This is a genomic window from Streptomyces sp. C10-9-1 (genome assembly GCF_024497955.1).
Classification (GTDB): Bacteria; Actinomycetota; Actinomycetes; order Streptomycetales; family Streptomycetaceae; genus Streptomyces; species Streptomyces sanyensis.
This window is the reverse complement of sequence record NZ_JANHKP010000003.1, coordinates 242,723-263,648: the sequence shown is the minus strand read 5'-3', so window position 1 is coordinate 263,648 and position 20,926 is coordinate 242,723. Positions and strand designations below refer to the sequence as shown.

Below are 20,926 nucleotides of genomic sequence, written 5' to 3'. Positions count from 1 at the left end.
GCCGGTCCGGGGCCCCGCTCGTCCTGGACCGCCGTCTGCTGCTCGGCTGCGCTCGACACCTGTCCGCCTCCTGCGGCTCGTCGGGCCCTGACCCGAGAGGCGACGCCGTCCGGACGCCGGGCCGCGCCCGGACGCCGGTGCACGGCGTCCCGGCCGCGCGCCGCGCGTCGCTCCCGAGTCCATGTCTGCCCGCCCGGCCCGCCTCCCAACATCGCCCCGACCGCACCCGGGTCCCGGCGTCCCCCCATCGGACGCGTGCGACGTTGCCCGGGACGGGGGAGCGTCGTTGGCGGGGACGTGAGAGACCTACTGAAGCGGGCGGCACGGCACGCGGGGCTGGCAGTGGCGGGAGCGGGGCTGTTCGCGGGGCTCACCGCGTGCACGGGGGGACCCGCGGAGGGTGGCGGCAAGGGCCGGCCGGACGAGGCGATCCAGGTGATGCCCCGGGACGGCGCGACGGGGGTGTCCCCGGACGGGCCGCTGCGGGTGGAACTGGACGCCGGGCGGCTGGAGCAGGTGAGGGTCACCCGGATCGAGTCCGAGGGCCGCGCCGGCGTGCCGGGCAGGATCTCCGGGGACGGCCTGAGCTGGTCCCCGTCCGAGGGCACGCGACTCAGCGCGGAGGCCAAGTACAGCGTCGACGCGGTGGCCCGGGACGCGCAGGGGCGGCGCGTCGCCCGGCACACCACCTTCACCACCGCGGTCCCCCGGGACCGCTTCATCGGCTACTTCGTGCCGGAGAACCGGGCCACCGTCGGCACCGGCATGATCGTGTCCTTCACCTTCAACCGGGAGATCGCCGACCGGGCGGCGGTCGAGCGGGCCATCCGGGTCACGTCCGTGCCGCACGTGGAGGTCGCCGGGCACTGGTTCGGCGGGGACCGGCTGGACTTCCGGCCCGAGCGCTACTGGAAGCCCGGGACCCGTGTCACCGTCGAGATGCGGTTGCGGGGCGTCGCCGCGGCGCCGGGCGTGCGCGGGGTCCAGGACCGGACGGTCACCTTCACCGTGGGGCGCTCCCAGGTGTCCACGGTCGACGCCCGGGAGCACACCATGCGCGTGGTCCGCGACGGCGAGACGCTGGCGACGCTCCCGATCACGGCGGGCGCGGACGAGACGCCCACGTACAACGGCAGGATGGTCGTCTCCGAGATGTACGAGGTGACCCGGATGAACGGCGCGACCGTCGGCTTCACCACCGAGGACGGCCGCAGCGAGTACGACATCAAGGACGTGCCGCACGCCGTCCGGCTGACCACCTCGGGGACCTTCCTGCACGGCAACTACTGGGCCGAGACGGAGGCGTTCGGCGCCGCGAACGTCTCCCACGGCTGTGTGGGGCTGCGCGACGACAAGGGCGGCAGCAGCGAGTCGCCGGCGGGCTGGTTCTTCGACCGGACGCTGGTCGGGGACGTCGTCGAGGTCGTGCGCTCCGACGACCGCACGGTCTCCCCGGACAACGGCCTCAGCGGGTGGAACCTCGGCTGGCGGGAGTGGAAGGAGGGCTCCGCCCTCGGCTGACGCCCCGGCTCGGGGGCCGCCCCGCCCGTCCCGGAGTCCGCCCCCTTCCCTCCGCGCCCGGGCCCCCCTCGTGCCGCCGCCCCCGCACCCGACCCGGCCAGGCGTTTCCCTGCCTGACCGGGAGGACAGGTTGGGACCGAACGGTGACATCCGGGAGGACGTCCCATGACCTTCCGTGTGATTTTCTGAGTTCCGTGCGCACGTGAGGGGCGCGGGGGCGCGGGCCGGGTGACGCCGGTCCGCTGCGAGGGGAGACGCGAGTGAACGGGCAGCCGGTATCGGGGGCATCGGGCAGAGCCGGACGGGAAGGACGCGGGCGGGCGGCCGCCCGTCTGACGGCACTGGCGCTCGGCGCGGTGCTGGTGCTCACCGGATGCGGGGGCGGCAAGGGCGGCACGGCGGACGCGGCGGACGACAGGCCCGGCGCGACGGCCGTCGCGGACGGGCCCTCCGAGGCCGTGGTGACGATCGCCCCCAAGGACGGCGCCGAGGCGGTGGCGACGACGGGGGCGCTGAAGGTGACGGCCGGCAAGGGCAGGCTGACCGCGGTCACCGTGCAGGACGACAAGGGCACCACGGTCGACGGCAGGATCGCCGAGGACGGCGCCTCCTGGACGCCGCTGCACCACCTCGCCGCATCGACCCGGTACAAGGTGCACGCGGTCGCGAAGGACGCCCAGGGCCGGGAGTCGGCCAAGGACACCGTGTTCACCACCCTGGTCCCCCAGAACACCTTCATCGGCCACTACACGCCGGAGGACGGCTCGACCGTCGGCGTCGGCATGCCCGTCTCCCTCAACTTCACCCGCGGGATCACCGAGCCGGAGGCGGTGGAGAAGGCCATCACCGTCACCGCCGACCCGGCGGTGCCGATCGAGGGCCACTGGTTCGGCAACGACCGCCTCGACTTCCGCCCCGAGAAGTACTGGGCGGCCGGCACCAAGGTCACCGTGCGGCTCAACCTCGACGGCGTCGAGGGGCGGCCCGGGGTCTACGGCAAGCAGGCCAAGTCCTTCAGCTTCACCATCGGCCGCTCCCAGGTGTCCACCGTCGACGCGAGCGCCCACACCATGACGGTCGTCCGGGACGGCAAGGAGCTCAAGACCCTCCCGATCACCGCGGGCGCCCCGTCGACCACCACCTACAACGGGCAGATGGTGATCAGCGAGAAGTACGAGGTGACCCGGATGAACGGCGCCACCGTGGGCTTCGGCGGCGAGTACGACATCAAGGACGTGCCGCACGCGATGCGCCTGTCCACCTCCGGCACCTTCGTGCACGGCAACTACTGGGCCTCGGCGGGCACCTTCGGCTCGGCCAACGTCTCCCACGGCTGCGTCGGCCTCCGGGACGTGCGCGGCGGCTACGACAAGGACATGCCGTCGGCGTGGTTCTTCGACAACTCGATCATCGGGGACGTCGTCGTCGTGAAGAACTCGAAGGACAAGCAGATCGCGCCCGACAACGGGCTGAACGGCTGGAACATGCCCTGGGCGGAGTGGATCGCCTGACCGCGGACGGCCGGACGGCGGGGCGGGGCCCGGTGCTGTGAGCAACGGCACCGGGCCCCGCCGCGTTAACGAGGGCTAACCTCGGGCCATGACTGTTTCCCTCGAAGTCTCCGAAGGCGTCGGCACCATCCGCCTGGACCGCCCCCCGATGAACGCCCTCGACGTGGCCGTGCAGGACCGGCTGCGCGAGCTCGCCGAGGAGGCGACCCGCCGCGAGGACGTGCGGGCCGTCATCCTCTACGGCGGGGAGAAGGTGTTCGCGGCCGGGGCGGACATCAAGGAGATGCAGGCGATGGACCACACCGCCATGGTGCTGCGCTCCCGCGCCCTCCAGGAGTCCTTCACCGCCGTCGCGCGCATCCCCAAGCCCGTCGTCGCGGCGGTCACCGGCTACGCGCTCGGCGGCGGGTGCGAGCTCGCGCTCTGCGCCGACTACCGCATCGCGGCGGACAACGCCAAGCTGGGGCAGCCGGAGATCCTCCTCGGCCTGATCCCCGGCGCCGGCGGCACCCAGCGGCTGTCCCGCCTCATCGGCGCCTCCCGGGCCAAGGACCTCATCTTCACCGGCCGCATGGTGAAGGCGGAGGAGGCACTCTCCCTGGGGCTGGTCGACCGGGTGGTCCCCGCCGCGGAGGTCTACGAGCAGGCCCGTACCTGGGCCGGGCGGCTCGCCAAGGGCCCCGCGCTGGCGCTGCGCGCGGCCAAGGAGGCCGTCGACGCCGGACTGGAGACGGACATCGAGACGGGTCTCGCCGTCGAGCGGAACTGGTTCGCGGGGCTGTTCGCGACCGAGGACCGTGAGCGCGGGATGCGCAGCTTCGTGGAGGAGGGGCCGGGGAAGGCCGAGTTCCTCTGAGGCGGTGGCGGTTGCCGCCCGCCCGGGCCGCGCGTCAACCCGATGCGCGGCTGCGCGGCCCGTGCGGGTGGCCCGACTCCTTCCGGCCGCCCCGCTCGGGGGCGCATCCGGCCGGGGGCGGTGCCCTCGCAGGTCCGGCCGGTTGCCCGGGAACATCCCACGCGTCCGTCATATGCCGTGGCGGGTTCCGGATTGAGTCAAAGGGGGGCGCGTTCCGGTAGAAGGCTCTCGGGTCCACGGCGGAGCGGCCATCATGGAGCCATGGCGGGCCTGGAGGGTACGGGACAGCCACGGCAGCGCGCGGGCGCGACCGCAGCGCGGTGGGTTCCGGCCGTGGACGACGAACAGGCGCTGAAGGCTCTGGAGTTGTACGGGAGCCCGGCGGACGGCGAGGTGCGCCTGCCGTCCCGCCCCGAGTCCGCGGGTGTGGCCCGCAGGCTGACCTCGGGGGTGGTGCTGCGCTGGGCGCTGCCGGCCCAGACCTGCGAGCACGCCGTCCTGCTGGTCTCCGAACTCGTCGGCAACGCGGTGCGCCACACCGGCGCCCGCGTCTTCGGTCTGCGGATGGTCCGTCGCCGTGGCTGGATCAGGATCGAGGTGCGGGACCCCTCGCGGGGGCTGCCCTGCCTGATGCCCGTCCAGGAGATGGACACCAGCGGGCGCGGGCTGTTCCTCGTGGACACCCTCTCCGACCGCTGGGGGGTCGACCTGCTGCCGCGCGGGAAGACCACGTGGTTCGAGATGCGGATCATGGAGCGGTGAACGGGCCGGGCCCGGCCATGGCACACGGAAACCCCCGTGCGCCATGGTGGGCGGCTGGGGGCTTCCGTGTGCAGTGCCGTGGACGGGGTGGGGTGTGTCCACGGCAGCCGTAGACGACCTGGCCCGGGTCAATGGGGGTCGTGCCACCGACTATGACAGATGGACGCTGCAGCTCCAAAACGGCAAATCGCCCACACGTGTACATAGCTCTGATTGTGCAAATGAATCCTAGGTGAGATTGACTACCTGCCTGCAAATCAATGCATGACTATGAGATCTGATGAGTGAATCATTGATGAAAGCTGTGCGCCGTGCGGCGGGTCGCGGTCCCGTGCGGCGCGGCCGGGGACCGGGGCCCCAGGGCGCCGGCCAGGGGTGCCCCCCGTCTCCCGGTGCGGGCTGCGCGCCCCTCCCCGGCCGGGGTGCCGCCCGACCGCCGTTCATGATCGTCTCACGTCCGCGTCACCGCACGCCCGCCCTGCCCGCGCCGTCCGGCCGGGAGGAGGCCTCCCCGCAGGACCGGGAGCGGTGACCGCTCATCTGATCACCCTCAGCAAGGCATCGAGAAGGGGTGGACAGGTGGCGGACATCGAGACGGCACGTGAGACGTTCAGGCGCTTCGACGCGGACGGCGACGGCTACATCACCGCGGCCGAGTACAAGACGGCCATGGCGCAGATGGGCGACTGGAACGTCACGGAGCCGGTGGCCGAGGCAGTGATCGCGGCACAGGACACCGACGGCGACAAGCTCCTGTCCTTCGACGAGTTCTGGGCCCACCTGAACAAGTGACGCGGGCCCGTCCCCCGCGCGACGGCCCCCGGCGCCCAGGGCGCCGGGGGCCGTCGCGCTCGCCCGTCGCCCGTTCCCGCCCGTCCGGACGCCGGTCCGGGCCTACAGGCTCAGCACTCGATGATGTTCACCGCGAGGCCGCCGCGCGCGGTCTCCTTGTACTTGACCGACATGTCCGCGCCCGTGTCCTTCATGGTCTTGATGACCTTGTCCAGGGACACCTTGTGGCTGCCGTCGCCCCGCATGGCCATCCGGGCGGCGGTCACGGCCTTCACCGCCGCCATGCCGTTCCGCTCGATGCACGGGATCTGCACCAGGCCGCCGACGGGGTCGCAGGTCAGGCCCAGGTTGTGCTCCATGCCGATCTCTGCCGCGTTCTCCACCTGCTCCGGGGACCCGCCGAGAACCTCCGCCAGGGCGCCGGCCGCCATGGAGCAGGCGGAGCCGACCTCGCCCTGGCAGCCGACCTCGGCGCCCGAGATGGAGGCGTTCTCCTTGAACAGCATGCCGATGGCGCCCGCGGCGAGCAGGAAGCGCACCACGCCGTCCTCGTCCGCGCCGGGCACGAAGTTCACGTAGTAGTGCAGGACCGCCGGGATGATGCCCGCGGCGCCGTTGGTCGGTGCCGTGACCACCCGGCCGCCCGCGGCGTTCTCCTCGTTCACGGCCATCGCGTAGAGCGTGATCCACTCCATCGCCAGTGCGGTCGGGTCTCCCTCGGAGCGGAGCTTGCGGGCGGTGGTGGCCGCCCGGCGGCGCACCTTCAGGCCGCCCGGCAGGATGCCCTCGCGGGACATGCCGCGCGACACGCACGCCTGCATCACGCTCCAGATCTCCAGCAGCCCCTCGCGGATCTCCTCCTCGGTGCGCCAGGCCTTCTCGTTCTCCAGCATCAGCGCGGAGATCGACAGCCCGGTGTCCCGGGTGAGCCGCAGCAGCTCGTCGCCGGTGCGGAAGGGGTGCTTGAGCACGGTGTCGTCGAGGACGATCCGGTCCTCGCCCACGGCGTCCTCGTCGACGACGAAGCCGCCGCCGACCGAGTAGTAGGTCTTCTCCAGGAGCGTCGCGCCCTCGGCGTCGAAGGCGGCGACGGTCATGCCGTTCGCGTGGTAGGGCAGGGCCTTGCGGCGGTGCAGCACCAGGTGCTCGTCGGCGTCGAAGGCGATCTCGTGCATGCCCAGGAGGCTGAGGCGGCCCCCGGAGGTGATCCGCTCGACCTGCTCGTCGGCGGTCTCCACGTCGACGGTCCGCGGGGAGTTGCCCTCCAGGCCCAGCAGGACGGCCTTCGGCGTGCCGTGGCCGTGCCCGGTGGCGCCGAGCGAGCCGTACAGCTCGGCGCGTATGGAGGCGGTGTGGGCCAGCAGGCCCTCGTTCTTCAGGCGCCGGGCGAACATGCGGGCCGCGCGCATCGGGCCCACCGTGTGGGAGCTGGACGGGCCGATGCCGATCGAGAACAGGTCGAAGACCGAGATGGCCACGGGGGACTCCTTGAGGGTGGTAGACGGCGGTGTCTGCCGGGCGGTGCAGGGCGGTGCGTGGGGGCGTGGTGCGGGGCACCCCACCCGTCGCACGGCGGGTGGGGTGCCCCGTTGTCGTCGTGCCGGCGTCTCGCGCCGGACAGCGACGGTGTCCGGTCCGGTTACAGACCAGGGTAAAGCGGGTGCTTCCCGGCCAGGGCGGTCACCCGGGCGCGCAGCGCCGCGGCGTCGTAGCTGGGCTTCAGCGCCTCGGCGATGATGTCGGCGACCTCGCGGAAGTCCTCGGCCTGGAAGCCGCGGGTGGCGAGGGCCGGGGTGCCGATCCGCAGGCCCGAGGTCACCATCGGCGGCCGCGGGTCGTTCGGGACGGCGTTCCGGTTGACGGTGATGCCGACCTCGTGGAGGCGGTCCTCGGCCTGCTGGCCGTCCAGCTCCGAGTTGCGCAGGTCCACCAGGACCAGGTGCACGTCGGTGCCGCCGGAGAGCACGGACACGCCGTGCTCCGTGACGTCCTCGCGCACCAGGCGCTCCGCGAGGATGCGGGCGCCGTCCAGCGTGCGCTGCTGGCGCTCGCGGAAGTCCTCGGAGGCCGCGACCTTGAAGGAGACCGCCTTGGCCGCGATCACGTGCTCCAGCGGACCGCCCTGCTGGCCGGGGAAGACCGAGGAGTTGATCTTCTTGGCCAGCTCGGAGGTGCAGAGGATCACACCGCCGCGCGGGCCGCCGAGGGTCTTGTGGGTGGTCGTGGTCACCACGTGGGCGTGCGGCACCGGGTTGGGGTGCAGGCCCGCGGCCACCAGGCCCGCGAAGTGCGCCATGTCCACCATGAGGTAGGCGCCGACCTCGTCCGCGATCCGGCGGAACGCGGCGAAGTCCAGCTGGCGGGGGTACGCCGACCAGCCGGCCACGATCAGCTTCGGCTTCGACTCCTTGGCGAGGCGCTCGACCTCGGCCATGTCGACCTGGCCGGTGGCGTCGTCCACGTGGTAGGCGACCACGTTGTAGAGCTTGCCGGAGAAGTTGATCTTCATGCCGTGGGTCAGGTGGCCGCCGTGGGCCAGGTTCAGGCCCATGATCGTGTCGCCCGGCTTCAGCAGGGCGAACATCGCGGCGGCGTTCGCCTGCGCACCCGAGTGGGGCTGTACGTTGGCGTGCTCGGCGCCGAACAGCTCCTTGATGCGGTCGATCGCGATCTGCTCGACCACGTCGACGTGCTCGCAGCCGCCGTAGTAGCGGCGGCCGGGGTAGCCCTCGGCGTACTTGTTGGTCAGGACGGAGCCCTGGGCCTCCATGACGGCCACCGGAGCGAAGTTCTCCGAGGCGATCATCTCGAGGGTGGACTGCTGGCGGTGGAGCTCGGCGTCGACGGCGGCGGCGACGTCCGGGTCCAGCTCGTGGAGAGGGGTGTTCAGAAGCGACATAGGGATGATCCTCAGTTGCCGGAGAACTCGGTGTACTCGTCAGCGGAGAGCAGGTCCTTCGGCTCCTCGCTGACGCGCACCTTGAAGAGCCACCCGCCCTCGAACGGAGCGGTGTTCACCAGGGACGGGTCGTCCACCACGGCCTGGTTCGACTCGACGACCTCGCCGGTCACCGGCGAGTAGAGGTCGCTCACGGACTTCGTCGACTCCAGCTCGCCGCAGGTCTCGCCCGCGGTCACCGTGTCGCCGGCCTCGGGGAGCTGGGCGTACACCACGTCGCCCAGCTGGTTGGCCGCGAACTCGGTGATGCCGATGGTCGACACGCCGTCCTCGGCGGGCGACAGCCACTCGTGTTCCTTGCTGAAGCGCAGCTGCTGGGGGTTGCTCATGACCTGAATTCTCCTGTACGCGGGGGAGTGGTGGTGAACGTGTACGGCATGTGGACGGTCGTGCGCCGCCGCACCGGGCGGAGGCCCGGTGCCGGGGTCACTTCCGGCGCTTGTAGAAGGGCAGGGCGACGACCTCGTAGGGCTCGTGGCTCCCGCGGATGTCGACGCCCACGCCCGCCGTGCCGGGCTCGGCGTGCCCGGCGTCCACATATGCCATGGCGATCGGCTTGCCCAGGGTGGGGCTCGGGGCCCCGGAGGTGACCTCGCCGACGACCTGGCCGCCGGCCACGACCGCCATCCCGGCGCGCGGCACCCGTCGGCCCTCGGCGACGAGGCCGACCAGCCTGCGGGGCGGCGCGGTCTCGGCCCGGTCGGCGGCGGCGCGCAGGGCCTCCCGGCCCACGAAGTCGCCCGCCTTCTCGAACTTCACGACCCGCCCGAGACCGGCGTCGAAGGGCGTCAGGGCAGTGGTCAGCTCGTGGCCGTACAGCGGCATCCCCGCCTCCAGGCGGAGGGTGTCGCGGCAGGACAGCCCGCACGGGACGAGCCCCTTCTCCCGGCCCGCCTCGGTCAGCGCCAGCCAGAGCTTCTCCGCGTGCTGCGGCTCGACGAACAGCTCGAAGCCGTCCTCGCCGGTGTAGCCGGTGCGCGCGATCAGCGCCGGGACGCCGGCGACGGTGCCGGGCAGCCCCGCGTAGTACTTCAGCCCGTCCAGGTCCGCGTCGGTCACCGAGGCCAGGATCGCCGGGGACTCGGGGCCCTGCACGGCGATCAGCGCATAGGCGTCGCGGTCGTCGCGGACGGTCGCCTCGAAACCGGCGGCGCGCTCGGTCAGGGCGTCGAGCACCACCTGGGCGTTGCCCGCGTTGGCGACGACCATGTACTCGGTGTCACCGAGGCGGTAGACGATGAGGTCGTCCACGATCCCGCCGTCCTCGCGGCAGATCATGGTGTACCGCGCACGGCCGGGGCCGACCGTGGAGATGTTCCCGACCAGGGCGTGGTCGAGCAGCTGGACCGCCTGCGGGCCGGTCACGGTGATCTCCCCCATGTGGGAGAGGTCGAAGAGCCCGGCCCGGGTGCGGACGGCCTGGTGCTCGTCGCGCTCGCTGGTGTATCGCAGCGGCATGTCCCAGCCGGCGAAGTCGGTCATGGTCGCGCCCAGCGAGCGATGCAGGGCATCGAGCGCTGTACGGCGGGGGGAAGTGCTCATGGATCTGGCTCCCAGGGCATGGCGGCGAGGACAATCCTCCCCATCTGTCATCGGAACCTGAGAGGTTCGCCGAGACCCCGCGTACGGATGGTGTACGGACGGTCACGGCTTGCACCTTGGGTGGGACCGCAGAGCGGCCCGCTTTTCAGATCTGCCTCGTCGCGCGCGGTACGGGGCCTGAGAGATTCAAGGGAGGAACTTGCTCCTTCGGCGCCCGCCACCGGGTGGCAGGGACTCTCCCGCGCGGATTCAAGCGGCCGGTATGCAGTTGGCGCGCACATCATGACACGCATCGGGGAAGAGTGGGGGAGTGCGGTGCCGGAACCCTCGGCGAGGGCCCGGTCCCGTTCGGCACACCGCCGCGGAAATCGACCGGTGTGTATTACCGGTTCTTTACACTGCGTGAGCAGGCTCAAGGCGACGGGCCACGGGCCCGGCGAGGGGGAGGGTGATGACGGTGCAGCGGTCCGGTGCATACGCCGCGGCCACGGGGGTCCCGGCCCGGCCGGGCGTCCCGGCCGACGGGGCCGTCGGCGCGCCCGCGCCCGTCCTGCGCGACCTGCGCGACAGGTCGGGGCGCGGGCCCGGGCGGCTGACCTTCGCCGCGGGGGACCTCGTGGTCGTGTCCGGCCTGCCCGGAAGCGGCAAGACCACACTGATCCAGCGGTCCGCCGGGGGGCTCGGCGTCGACTCCCAGGACACCCGCGACCGCTTCGACTCCCGCACCCCCCGGTGGCTGCCCTACGCCGTCTACCGCCCCCTCGTGCGGATCGCCCACTACGCCGGGCTGCGCCGGGCCCTGCGCGCCGGGGGGAGCCTCGTGGTGCACGACTGCGGCACCCAGGCGTGGGTCCGGCGCTGGCTGGCCCGGGAGGCCGCGCGGCGCGGCCGGGCCCTGCACCTGGTGCTGCTCGACGTCTCGGCGGAGGTGGCCCGGGAGGGGCAGCGCGAGCGCGGCCGCGGGGTCTCGTCCTACGCCTTCGCCCGCCACCGCCGCGCGGTGGGCCGGCTGGTGCGCCGGGCGGAGGAGGGCCGCCTGCCCGCGGGGTGCGCCTCGGCGGTGCTGCTCGACCGCCCGGCGGCGGGAGCCCTGCGCTCCGTCGCCTTCTCCGGCTGAGGCGCCCGGGGGCACGGCGGGGCGGGGCCAGGCAATAGAGTCGGGGCGTCCCCGGGGACGCCCGGGTCGTGGGACCGCGACGAAGAGACGAGCAGATGGACAACCCGCATCACGGCTGGCCCGCCAACGAACTGGAGGAGACGCTGGCCGCGTCCCTCGGCACCCCCTCCGCGGGAGCCCGTATCGTCGAGGTGCTCGCCCGCAGCCACCTCTGGATACCCCTGCCCAACGGAGGCGGCCCCGACAGCCCCCATCTGGACCTGCCGACCACCGAGATCGACGGCGCCGCGTACGTCCCCGTCTTCAGCTCCGAGCAGCAGTTCCGCGCCGCGGCCGGGGCGCACCTGGCGTTCACCGTGGCCCCCGCGGTCGGTTTCGCCCGCGGCCTGCCGCCCCAGCTGGGCATCGCCGTGAACCCCGGCGGCGCCGTCGCCGTGCCGCTGCCCCCTCCCGCCGTCGCCGAGCTGTGCCGGGGCGGCCGCACCCCCCTGGAGGGCGAGCCCACCGGCGGGCGCGTCCGGCTGTTCGAGCCGGACTGGCAGGAGGAGCCCGTCGACTTCCTCGCGGCCGCGGCCGGCGAGTTCGAGGCCTCCGGCGCCGTGCTCAGCGCCTGCCGCGCGCTGGCCTCGGTCGAGGCGGGGCCGCCCGCGCTCTTCGTCGCCGTCCGGCTCTCCGCGCCGGACGACGCCGGCCGCCGGGCCGCCATGGACGCCCTCGGCCGCGCCCTCGGGCGTGTCGCGGTCCCCTGGCCGGTGAACCTGGTCCTGCTGGACCTCGCGCAGGACCCCGTGGGCGACTGGATGTCGGAGCGGGTCCGCCCGTTCTACGCCCGGCACCCCCTCTGAGCACCTTCCGGGCCCGGCGCGCGCACCCGTGGCCACCCGCACGCGGACACCCGCGGGCACGGTGCCCGGGCCCCGGCGGCACCGCGTGCGGGCACCCCGGGACGAGGTCCGGAAGCCGGGCCTGTGTCGCCGTGCCCGCCTAAGCTGGTTTGATGGCCTGAGCGGATGTACCGCGGGCCGTCCGGCGAGCGCAGGGCGCGACCGGCAGGCGGCGGGCGGGGGATCGTTGGATCGTGTCCCCGGATCGATAGAGGACGAAGGGGCGGAACCCAGGGTGAGCGCGCAAGGCACCGCGGCGACCGGGCAGGTCGAGCACATGCTGCGCCAGGTGACTCCCGGACGCTTCGACGCGTACGAGGCGCTGCTGCGCGCCCTCGCGGACCCGGCCGGAGGCCGGGTCTGGATGCTGCTCTGGCACGGGCAGCCCGGGTCCCCCGACGCCCGGTACGGCGCGATGGAGGTCGAGGGCCTGGGCTACGTGCCCTGCGTGACCTCGGCCCAGGAACTCGCCGTCTCCGGCTGGAGCCGCGCCCACGACGTCGCCCCGGCGGTCGAGGTCGCCCGCTCCCTCTACCCGGAGCGCCTGGGGATCTGGCTCAACCCGCACGCCCCCGGCGGCGGGGTCGGCATCCCCTGGCCGGACCTGCGCCGTATCGCCACGGGGCTGGATCGGATGCCCGCGGGACCGCTGCGGCTGTCCGAGCCTGCCGTCGAGATCCCGCAGTTCTACGCACTGCTCACGCAGCACGCGCACCGCACCCCGGCGGTGCGCTCGCTCCGCCGCGCCTGGGTGCAGCCCTCCGTCGGCGTGGCCTATCTGGCCGTCGGCCTCGATCTGTACGACGGCTCCCCCGCCTCGGTCGACGCGGCCCGGGCGATGATGCGGCAGGCGGTCGCGGCCGTCCCGGAGGGCCTGCCGGTCTCCACCGTCGCGCTGTCCGACGACTACGACCCGGTCGCGCTGTGGATGCGGGCGGCCGCCCGCCCCTTCTACGACCGGGACGCGCACGTCGGCGCGCCCGCCGCGCCGGGATACGGCTACCCGCAGCCCGGCTCCGCCCCGCACTGAGCCGCCGCCGTGAGCGGTGTGCGGTGGGCGCTTCGGGGGTGTCCGGTCAGGAAGAGGCGGTGCGTGCGGAGTTGTCCGGAACCCGGGATGTAATTCCGGGAATGCACCTCTGAACCATCGCAAATGTCAAGAGTGTTAACCGGCCCGATGGGGATGTCCCGTATCCGGCCGGTTTGTTGAACGTCCGGGTCTCGACTAGGTATCACCGCTATCCGGACTGTTCTCCCGGGTGGTTCCCGTCTGTAGTGTTCGGCCGTCAAGACCTCTCCACATGGTGAACCAGGGGTGGACCCATGCGAATATTCAAGTCCGGGGCGATCCGGGCGATCACGGCGGCGGTCTCCGTCGGCCTGATCGCGACCGGTTGTGCCAGTGAGCGGGGCCAGGACGGTGACAAGGCGGACGGCAAGGACACGTTCGTGTTCGCCGGCGCCGGTGACCCCGGGTCACTGGACCCCGCACTGGCGAGTGACGGAGAAACGTTCCGCGTCACGCGCCAGGCCTTCGAGGCCCTGCTGGAGCACGAGTCCGGCGGCAGCGAGCTCGTGGGCGGTCTCGCCGAGACCTGGTCGAGCAATCCCGAGGGGACCGTGTGGACCTTCAACCTCCGCAAGGGCGTGAAGTTCCACGACGGTGAGGCATTCGACGCCGCCGCCGTCTGCGCGAACTACGACCACTGGTTCAACTGGAAGGGCACCTACCAGACCAGCGCGGTCTCCTATTACTGGCAGTCCATCATGGGCGGGTTCGCGAACAACGAGGACCCCGAGGCCCCGGAGGCGAACTACAAGTCCTGCACCGCCAAGGACGAGAACACCGCCGTCATCGAGGTCAACGAGTCCTCCGCCAACCTTCCCGGCGGCTTCTCCCTCCAGGCCCTGGCGATCCACTCGCCGAAGGCCATCAAGGAGTACGAGAAGCAGGAGGCGACCGCCAAGGGCGACGCGATCACGTACCCCAAGTACAGCCAGGAGGCCGGCACGGTCGCCGGCACCGGGCCGTACCGGATCACCAAGTGGAACAAGGGCAACAAGGAAGTCACCCTCGAACGCTTCGAGGACTACTGGGGCGAGAAGGCCAAGGTGAAGAACCTGGTCTTCCGCACCATCGACACCGAGGAGGGTCGCCGTCAGGCGCTCCAGGCCGGTGACATCGACGGTTACGACCTGGTCGCCCCGGCCGACGTCAAGACGCTGGAGGGCGAGGGCTTCGAGGTCCCGACCCGCGACGTCTTCAACATCTTCTACGTCGGCATGACGCAGTCCGCGAACCCGGCGCTGACCAAGCCCGAGGTCCGCCAGGCCATCACCCACGCCATCGACCGCGAGGGCATCGTCAAGACGCAGCTGCCCGAAGGCGGCAAGGTCGCGACCCAGTTCATGCCCGACACGGTCGCCGGCTTCTCCGACACGGTGAAGACCTACCCCTTCGACACCGCCAAGGCGAAGGCGCTCCTCAAGAAGGCCGGTGAGGAGAAGCTCTCGATCGAGTTCTGCTACCCGACCGAGGTCACCCGCCCCTACATGCCCGCTCCGCAGGACATGTTCGAGCGCATGAAGGCCGACCTGGAGAAGGCCGGCATCACCGTCACCCCGAAGGCCATGAAGTGGGCCCCGGACTACCTGGACGCCACCGAGTCGGGCTCCTGCGCCCTGCACATGCTCGGCTGGACCGGTGACTTCAACGACGGCTACAACTTCATCGGCACCTGGTTCTCCGGCCCGGACAAGCAGTGGGGCTTCAAGGACAAGACGGTCTTCGACGCCGTCAACGCCGCCTCCAAGGTGACCGACCCGGCCGCCCGCGTCGAGGCGTACAAGAAGGCCAACGAGGCCATCATGGCGTACGTCCCCGGCGTGCCGATCTCCTCCTCGCCGCCGGCCATCGCCTTCGGCAAGAACGTCAACCCGCCGAACGTCTCCCCGCTCACGCAGGAGAACTTCGCCGAGGTCTCCTTCAAGTAACGCACACCTGCGGGTCCGCCCGGCCACCGCGTCTCGGTGGCCGGGCGGACCCGCATCGACGCACGTGAGAAAGGGGCATGCGGGGTGCTGCGACTTGTCGTACGAAGACTGCTACAGCTCATTCCCACCCTGCTCGGCCTGTCGGTCCTGCTGTTCCTCTGGCTGAACCGACTGCCCGGCGGACCCGCCTCAGCGATCCTGGGCGAGCGGGCGACCGAAGCCGAAGTGGCACGCATCAACCGGGCTCTGGGACTCGACGAGCCCGTCCACGTCCAGTACTGGCGCTTCCTGAAGCGCATCGCCGAGCTGGACCTCGGAACCTCCACCCAGACCGGGCAGCCGGTCTGGGACGAGTTCACCCTGCGCTTCCCGGCCACCGTGGAGCTCAGCCTCGCGGCGATCCTCATCGCCGTCGTCGTCGGCATCCCGCTCGGGTACCTGGCGGCCAGGCACCGCGGCGGCTGGATCGACGTGGCGTCCGTCTCCGGCTCGCTGATCGGCATCTGCATCCCGGTGTTCTTCCTCGCCCTGCTCCTCAAGGGCTTCTTCGCCGTCGAGCTGGGCTGGTTCCCCAGCTACGGACGGTTGTCCACGGGTCTGGACGCCACCCAGGTGACCGGCTTCGCGATCCTCGACGGCTTGCTCACCGGCGAGTTCGACGCCAGCTGGGACGCCGTGACGCACCTGGTCCTGCCCTCGGTGGCGCTGGCTTCCATCCCGCTCGCGGTGATCGTGCGCATGACCCGGGCCAGCGTGCTGGAGGTGCTGGGCGAGGACTACGTCCGCACCGCCGAGTCCAAGGGCCTGGAGAAGAGGGTCGTCCGGGGCCGCCATGTGCTGCGCAACGCGATGCTGCCCGTGGTCACCGCCGTCGGCCTGCTGACCGGCAGCCTGCTCTCCGGGGCGGTCCTCACCGAGTCGGTGTTCTCCTTCGGCGGCATCGGCTCCTTCATCCGCACCTCGATCGACGCGCGCGACTACCCCGTGCTCGTCGGGTTCATCCTCTTCATCGCGATGGTGTACGTGGTCATCAACCTGCTGGTCGACCTCGCGTACAGCCTCATCGACCCGAGAGTGCGGGTGCACTGACGTGACGACCATGACCAAGAAGGCCGACAAGATCGACCGGCTCGCGGAGCTGATGCAGTCCTCCGAGGCCACCACCGGCGCCAGCCTCTGGCGCGAGGCCATGAGGCGGCTGCGCCGGAGCAAGATGGCGATCATCGGCGCCGTCGTCATCGCGGTGTTCGTGGTGCTCGCGGTCGTCGGTCCGTGGGTCGCGCCCCATGCACCGACCGCCCAGACCTGGCGCGGCGAGGTGTTCGCCAACCAGGGGAAGTTCGTCGGCATGCGCGGCGAGAACTGGTTCGGCCTGGACCACCTGGGCCGCGACATGTTCTCCCGGATGCTCGTCGGCGCCCGCCAGACGCTGCTGGTGGGCGTCGTCTCCATGCTCATCGGCCTGCTCGTCGGCGCCCTGGTGGGAGTGCTCTCCGGCGCGGCCGCCACCCTCGGCGGGCGGGCCGGGCAGCGGGTCGACACCGTGATCATGCGGGTCACCGACATCATGCTGTCGCTGCCGTCCCTGCTGCTCGCGGTCTCCATCGCGGCCGTGATGGGCCAGTCCCTGACCACCGTGATGATCGCCGTGGGTGTCGTGCAGATCCCCATCTTCGCCCGCCTGCTGCGCGGTTCGATGCTCGCCCAGGGCGGCTCGGACTACGTGCTCGCGGCGAAGGCCCTCGGCATCCGCAACAAGCGGATCGTCCTCACGCAGATCCTGCCCAACTCGATCAGCCCCGTGATCGTGCAGGCCACCCTGAGCCTGGCCACCGCGATCATCGAGGCCGCCGCCCTGTCCTACCTGGGCCTCGGCAACCCCGACCCGGCCATCCCCGAGTGGGGCGTGATGCTCTCCCAGGCGCAGCGCTTCTTCGACAACGAGCCCATGATGGCCGTCTACCCGGCGGTCGGGATCATCATCACCGCCCTCGGCTTCACCCTGCTGGGCGAGGCGATGCGCGAAGCCCTCGACCCCAAGCTGCGAGGCTGAAGCCCCATGGCACTGCTCTCTGTCGACGAACTCAGCGTCACCTTCACCGCCAAGGGCCGCAAGGACTCCACCGCCGTGGACGGCGTCTCCTTCGACGTCGACCAGGGCCAGGTCGTCGGCCTGGTGGGCGAGTCGGGCTGCGGCAAGTCGGTCACCTCGCTGGCGCTCATGGGCCTGCTGCCCGACAAGGGCGTCCGCGTCGGGGGCCGGGCCCTGTTCGAGGGCGAGGACCTGCTCACCATGAGCCCGCGCAAGCGGCGCGACCTGCGCGGCAGCCAGCTCGCGATGATCTTCCAGGACCCGCTGTCCTCGCTGAACCCGGTCGTCCCCATCGGCGTCCAGGTCACCGAGATCCTCCGGCGCCACCGCGGCATGAAGGGGGAGGCCGCCCGCAAGGAGGCCGCCCACCTGCTCGACCGGGTCGGCATCCCCGACCCGGACCGGCGGCTCAAGGAGTACCCGCACCAGCTCTCCGGCGGCATGCGCCAGCGCGCGCTGATCGCCATGGCGGTGGCCTGCGCTCCGCGCATGCTGATCGCGGACGAGCCGACCACCGCGCTCGACGTGACCATCCAGGCCCAGATCCTGGAGCTGCTCAAGGAACTGGTCGACCAGGAGGGCACCGCCCTGCTGATGATCACCCACGACCTGGGCGTCGTGGCGGGCCTGTGCGACCAGGTGAACGTCCTGTACGCCGGGCGGGCGGTGGAGTCGGCGGGGCGGCGCGAGCTGTTCGCCCACCCGACGCACCCCTACGCCCACGGGCTGCTCGGCTCGATCCCGCGACTGGACGCGCCGCGGGGGGAGCCGCTGAGCCCGATCCGCGGGTCCATCAACGACCGCATCTCCTGGGCCGACGGCTGCGCCTTCGCCCCCCGCTGCGACCACTACACGATGGAGTGCCTGACCGGCACGCCCGAACTGACCGAACCGCGCGCCGCGGGCCACCAGGTGCGCTGCGTCAACCCGGTCCTTCCCAAGCCCCAGGCGGAGGTCTCGGCATGAGTCTGCTCGAACTGGACGACGTCAAGGTCCACTTCCCGGTGCGCAAGGGCATCCTGTTCGACCGCACCGTCGGCCACGTCTACGCCGTGGACGGCATCTCGCTCACGGTCGAGGCCGGCCAGACCTACGGCCTGGTGGGCGAGTCGGGCTGCGGCAAGACCACCCTGGGGCGTGCGGTGCTGCGGCTGGTGGACATCACCAGCGGCGGGGTCGTCTTCGACGGCACGGACCTGGCCCGGCTGCCCGGGGAGGAGATGCGCGGCTTCCGCCGGCGTCTGCAGATGGTCTTCCAGGACCCGCTGGGCAGCCTGAACCCGCGCCAGAACATCGAGTCGATCCTCAGCGAGGGCATGGCCGCGCACGGGATCGGCAGGGACCAGGGCGAGCGCCGGGAGAAGATCAAGGACATCCTGGCCAAGGTCGGGCTCCCGGCCAACGCGCTGTCCCGCTACCCGCACGAGTTCTCCGGCGGCCAGCGCCAGCGCATCGGCATCGCCCGCGCGCTGGTGCTGGAGCCGGACGTGATCATCTGCGACGAGCCGGTGTCGGCCCTCGACGTCTCGGTGCAGGCCCAGGTGATCAACCTGCTGGAGGAGCTCCAGCAGCAGCTGGGCCTGACCTATCTGGTCATCGCCCACGACCTGGCCGTCGTCCGGCACATCTCCGACGTCATCGGAGTGATGTACCTGGGCGGACTGGTGGAGGAGGCGCCGAGCGACGTCCTCTACGAGTCGCCCCGGCACCCGTACACCAAGGCGCTGATGTCGGCGGTGCCCGTACCGGACCCGGAGGTCGAGGACGCCCGTGAGCGGATCCTGCTCGCGGGCGACCTCCCGTCGCCCGCGAACCCGCCGAGCGGCTGCCGCTTCCACACCCGGTGCCCCTGGGCGCAGGAGCGCTGCGCGAGCGAGCGGCCGGTCCTGACCGACCTGGGGGAGGGGCACAAGGTCGCCTGCCACTTCGCCCGCGAGATCGAGGAGGGCACCGTCGAGCAGACGCGCTCGACCGGGATCGACGCGGTGGTCGCGACGAAGGCGGTGGTGCGCAAGGACGCCGAGGTCGCCCAGGAGGCCGGGGACCCGGCGGCGGCCGGGGTCCCCTCCGCCGCCGCGGAGTCCGGGGCGGACGCCTCCGTCGGCGCCGGCCGGCCCGGGACCGGCACCGCCGCGGCGGAGGCCGACGCCGGCGGGGCGGACGAGGCCCCGGCCGTGCCCGCGCAGAGCACGGCCGAGTCCGCGGACGCGGGGGAGAGGTCCCCGGGGACGGGCTGAGCGGTCACGGAGGCGGCGGGGACACCGGACGGGGACGCACACGGTAGAACTGTCCGGTGTTCCAAGAACTCTTCACGCCCTCCGTCCAGCACGCGCTCGACCTCATGGGGATCTTCGTCTTCGCGATCTCGGGCGCGCTGCTCGCCGTGCGCAAGAACTTCGACGTGTTCGGCATCGCCGTGCTCGCCGAGGCCACGGCGCTGGGCGGGGGGCTCTTCCGCGACCTGGTGATCGGGGCCGTGCCCCCGGCCGCCTTCACCGATCTCGGCTACTTCCTGATGCCGCTGGTCGCCGCGGGTCTGGTCGTCTTCCTCCACCCCCAGGTGGAGCGCATCCAGACCGGGGTCAACGTCTTCGACGCGGCCGGGCTGGGCCTGTTCTGCGTGACCGGGACGACGAAGGCGTACGAGTACGGCCTCAGCCTCACCTCCTCCGCCGTCCTCGGGCTGGCGACGGCCGTGGGCGGCGGTGTGCTGCGCGACGTCCTGGCCAACGAGGTGCCCTCGCTGCTGCGCTGGGACCGGGACCTGTACGCGGTACCGGCGATCGTCGGAGCCACCATGGTGGTGCTCTTCATCCGCTTCGACACCCTCAACGCCGTCACCAGCGGGCTGGCCGTGGTCACCGCCTTCAGCCTGCGGTTGCTGGCCCTGCGCTACCACTGGCGCGCCCCGCGTGCCTGGAACCGCAGGTCGGAGGCTACCGAGGAGTAAAAGCTACCGCTTAGTAATTGCTTGTTGTACGGTACCGCCATGGCACAGGCACAGGCACAGCCGACGCGCGCCGCCGTCGGTGACAGCGAGTTCGACCGCGACACCGCCGTGACGCGGCGCGAGCCGGGCGTCTACGACGCGGAGCTCTCGGCGGGCTGGACCATCATCTCGGCCGTCAACGGCGGCTATCTGCTGGCGCTGCTCGGACGGGCGCTCGGCGACGCCCTGCCCCACTCCGACCCCTTCACGGTCTCCGCCCACTACCTCACCGCCTCCCGGCCCGGCCCCGCCGTGATCCGCACCGAGGTGGTGCGCACCGGCCGCACCCTCTCCACCGGCCAGGCCTCCCTCGTCCAGTTCGAGGACGACGGCACCGAGGTCGAGCGCATCCGGGTGCTCGCCACCTACGGCGACCTCGACGGGCTGACCCCGGAGGTGCGCACCAGCGCGGCCCCGCCCGCGATCCCGCCGATCGAGCGGTGCCTCGGTCCCGCGGACGGCCCCGCCCCCATTCCCGGCAGCTCCGCGATCACCGAGCGCCTGGACATCCGCCTCGATCCCGCCACGGTCGGCTGGGCGGTCGGCGCCCCCTCCGGCAGGGGCGAGATGCGCGGCTGGTTCGGCCTCGCGGACGGCCGCGACCCCGACCCGCTGTCCCTGCTGCTGACCGTGGACGCGCTGCCTCCCACCTCCTTCGAGCTGGGGCTGACCGGCTGGACGCCGACCGTGGAGCTGACCACGCACGTCCGCTGCCGCCCGGCCCCCGGCCCGCTCCGGGTGTCGATCACCACCCGCAACCTGGCGGGCGGCTTCCTGGAGGAGGACGCCGAGGTCTGGGACTCGGCCGGCCGCCTGGTCGCCCAGTCCCGCCAGCTGGCGAGGGCCCCGAGGCCCTGAAGCCGCGGGTCCGGCCCTCCCGGGTGGCGGGCCCCTGGCACCCCCGGGC

Annotated in this window: 19 protein-coding genes and 1 riboswitch; of the genes, 15 read left to right on the top strand and 4 right to left on the bottom strand. The window is 72.1% G+C overall.

Going from position 1 to position 20,926, the window contains the following annotated elements; translation table 11 throughout:
* Positions 1-297 precede the first annotated feature (297 nt).
* The 5 genes from NPS70_RS05770 (at position 298) to NPS70_RS05750 (ending at position 5,442) form a co-directional block, all read left to right on the top strand.
* Positions 298-1,521 carry an Ig-like domain-containing protein gene (locus NPS70_RS05770; protein WP_256522910.1) on the top strand — a complete coding sequence of 408 codons (1,224 nt, stop codon included), beginning with the start codon at positions 298-300 and terminating at the stop codon, positions 1,519-1,521.
* Between the two features lie 260 nt (positions 1,522-1,781).
* Positions 1,782-3,032: an Ig-like domain-containing protein gene (locus NPS70_RS05765; RefSeq protein WP_256522909.1), complete on the top strand. Its 1,251-nt coding sequence runs from the start codon at positions 1,782-1,784 to the stop codon at positions 3,030-3,032.
* Positions 3,033-3,120: 88 nt separating this feature from the next.
* The gene (locus NPS70_RS05760; protein ID WP_256522908.1) at positions 3,121-3,888 is read left to right on the top strand and encodes an enoyl-CoA hydratase/isomerase family protein; all 768 of its coding nucleotides are present in this window, start codon (positions 3,121-3,123) and stop codon (positions 3,886-3,888) included.
* A gap of 261 nt (positions 3,889-4,149) precedes the next feature.
* On the top strand, positions 4,150-4,650 hold the full coding sequence (locus NPS70_RS05755; RefSeq protein WP_256522907.1) for an ATP-binding protein: 501 nt from the start codon (positions 4,150-4,152) through the stop codon (positions 4,648-4,650).
* Between the two features lie 579 nt (positions 4,651-5,229).
* The gene (locus NPS70_RS05750; RefSeq protein WP_256523070.1) at positions 5,230-5,442 is read left to right on the top strand and encodes an EF-hand domain-containing protein; all 213 of its coding nucleotides are present in this window, start codon (positions 5,230-5,232) and stop codon (positions 5,440-5,442) included.
* Positions 5,443-5,552: 110 nt separating this feature from the next.
* Here the strand turns inward: NPS70_RS05750 and NPS70_RS05745 are convergent, their stop codons facing one another.
* The 4 genes from NPS70_RS05745 to gcvT all read right to left on the bottom strand — a co-directional run bounded on the left by NPS70_RS05745 (position 5,553) and on the right by gcvT (position 9,943).
* Positions 5,553-6,920, bottom strand: coding sequence for an L-serine ammonia-lyase (locus NPS70_RS05745; protein WP_256522906.1), 1,368 nt, complete (start codon positions 6,918-6,920; stop codon positions 5,553-5,555).
* A gap of 161 nt (positions 6,921-7,081) precedes the next feature.
* Positions 7,082-8,341, bottom strand: a complete 1,260-nt coding sequence (gene glyA / locus NPS70_RS05740; RefSeq protein WP_256522905.1) for a serine hydroxymethyltransferase — start codon at positions 8,339-8,341, stop codon at positions 7,082-7,084.
* Between the two features lie 11 nt (positions 8,342-8,352).
* A complete protein-coding gene (gene gcvH / locus NPS70_RS05735) occupies positions 8,353-8,730 on the bottom strand; it encodes a glycine cleavage system protein GcvH (RefSeq protein WP_256522904.1) in 378 nt (125 codons plus the stop codon).
* Positions 8,731-8,827: 97 nt separating this feature from the next.
* A complete protein-coding gene (gene gcvT / locus NPS70_RS05730; RefSeq protein WP_256522903.1) occupies positions 8,828-9,943 on the bottom strand; it encodes a glycine cleavage system aminomethyltransferase GcvT in 1,116 nt (371 codons plus the stop codon).
* Positions 9,944-10,099: 156 nt separating this feature from the next.
* Positions 10,100-10,195: riboswitch (glycine riboswitch) on the bottom strand.
* Positions 10,196-10,394: 199 nt separating this feature from the next.
* Here gcvT and NPS70_RS05725 point away from each other — a divergent pair.
* From NPS70_RS05725 to NPS70_RS05680, 10 genes are all read left to right on the top strand, one after another.
* Positions 10,395-11,060 carry an AAA family ATPase gene (locus NPS70_RS05725; protein WP_256522902.1) on the top strand — a complete coding sequence of 222 codons (666 nt, stop codon included), beginning with the start codon at positions 10,395-10,397 and terminating at the stop codon, positions 11,058-11,060.
* Positions 11,061-11,155: 95 nt separating this feature from the next.
* Complete coding sequence (locus NPS70_RS05720; RefSeq protein ID WP_256522901.1) at positions 11,156-11,905, top strand: enhanced serine sensitivity protein SseB; 750 nt, start codon at positions 11,156-11,158, stop codon at positions 11,903-11,905.
* Between the two features lie 274 nt (positions 11,906-12,179).
* On the top strand, positions 12,180-12,974 hold the full coding sequence (locus tag NPS70_RS05715) for an enhanced serine sensitivity protein SseB C-terminal domain-containing protein (RefSeq protein ID WP_256522900.1): 795 nt from the start codon (positions 12,180-12,182) through the stop codon (positions 12,972-12,974).
* 293 nt (positions 12,975-13,267) lie between these two features.
* Positions 13,268-14,938 (top strand): ABC transporter substrate-binding protein, encoded by a 1,671-nt coding sequence (locus tag NPS70_RS05710; RefSeq protein WP_256522899.1) that lies wholly within the window; start codon positions 13,268-13,270, stop codon positions 14,936-14,938.
* 84 nt (positions 14,939-15,022) lie between these two features.
* Positions 15,023-16,027 (top strand): ABC transporter permease, encoded by a 1,005-nt coding sequence (locus NPS70_RS05705; protein WP_256522898.1) that lies wholly within the window; start codon positions 15,023-15,025, stop codon positions 16,025-16,027.
* A 10-nt stretch (positions 16,028-16,037) separates the two neighbouring features.
* Positions 16,038-16,991, top strand: coding sequence for an ABC transporter permease (locus NPS70_RS05700; RefSeq protein ID WP_256523069.1), 954 nt, complete (start codon positions 16,038-16,040; stop codon positions 16,989-16,991).
* 6 nt (positions 16,992-16,997) lie between these two features.
* Positions 16,998-17,996, top strand: a complete 999-nt coding sequence (locus NPS70_RS05695) for an ABC transporter ATP-binding protein (protein WP_256522897.1) — start codon at positions 16,998-17,000, stop codon at positions 17,994-17,996.
* On the top strand, positions 17,993-19,267 hold the full coding sequence (locus NPS70_RS05690; protein ID WP_256522896.1) for an ABC transporter ATP-binding protein: 1,275 nt from the start codon (positions 17,993-17,995) through the stop codon (positions 19,265-19,267). Before NPS70_RS05695 ends, NPS70_RS05690 begins: the two co-directional genes overlap by 4 nt.
* A 56-nt stretch (positions 19,268-19,323) precedes the next feature.
* On the top strand, positions 19,324-19,980 hold the full coding sequence (locus NPS70_RS05685) for a trimeric intracellular cation channel family protein (protein ID WP_256522895.1): 657 nt from the start codon (positions 19,324-19,326) through the stop codon (positions 19,978-19,980).
* 39 nt (positions 19,981-20,019) lie between these two features.
* Positions 20,020-20,877 carry a thioesterase family protein gene (locus tag NPS70_RS05680; protein WP_256522894.1) on the top strand — a complete coding sequence of 286 codons (858 nt, stop codon included), beginning with the start codon at positions 20,020-20,022 and terminating at the stop codon, positions 20,875-20,877.
* The last annotated feature ends 49 nt before the right edge of the window (positions 20,878-20,926 follow it).

Bases quoted from the DNA above. Each gene is read 5' to 3' on its own strand.
- NPS70_RS05760 (WP_256522908.1), top strand. From the start codon at position 3,121: ATGACTGTTTCCCTCGAAGTCTCCGAAGGCGTCGGCACCATCCGCCTG.
- NPS70_RS05700 (WP_256523069.1), top strand. From the start codon at position 16,038: ATGACCAAGAAGGCCGACAAGATCGACCGGCTCGCGGAGCTGATGCAG.
- NPS70_RS05695 (WP_256522897.1), top strand. From the start codon at position 16,998: ATGGCACTGCTCTCTGTCGACGAACTCAGCGTCACCTTCACCGCCAAG.
- gcvT (WP_256522903.1), bottom strand. From the start codon at position 9,943: ATGAGCACTTCCCCCCGCCGTACAGCGCTCGATGCCCTGCATCGCTCG.
- NPS70_RS05725 (WP_256522902.1), top strand. From the start codon at position 10,395: ATGACGGTGCAGCGGTCCGGTGCATACGCCGCGGCCACGGGGGTCCCG.
- NPS70_RS05690 (WP_256522896.1), top strand. From the start codon at position 17,993: ATGAGTCTGCTCGAACTGGACGACGTCAAGGTCCACTTCCCGGTGCGC.
- gcvH (WP_256522904.1), bottom strand. From the start codon at position 8,730: ATGAGCAACCCCCAGCAGCTGCGCTTCAGCAAGGAACACGAGTGGCTG.
- NPS70_RS05720 (WP_256522901.1), top strand. From the start codon at position 11,156: ATGGACAACCCGCATCACGGCTGGCCCGCCAACGAACTGGAGGAGACG.
- NPS70_RS05755 (WP_256522907.1), top strand. From the start codon at position 4,150: ATGGCGGGCCTGGAGGGTACGGGACAGCCACGGCAGCGCGCGGGCGCG.
- glyA (WP_256522905.1), bottom strand. From the start codon at position 8,341: ATGTCGCTTCTGAACACCCCTCTCCACGAGCTGGACCCGGACGTCGCC.
- NPS70_RS05680 (WP_256522894.1), top strand. From the start codon at position 20,020: ATGGCACAGGCACAGGCACAGCCGACGCGCGCCGCCGTCGGTGACAGC.
- NPS70_RS05710 (WP_256522899.1), top strand. From the start codon at position 13,268: ATGCGAATATTCAAGTCCGGGGCGATCCGGGCGATCACGGCGGCGGTC.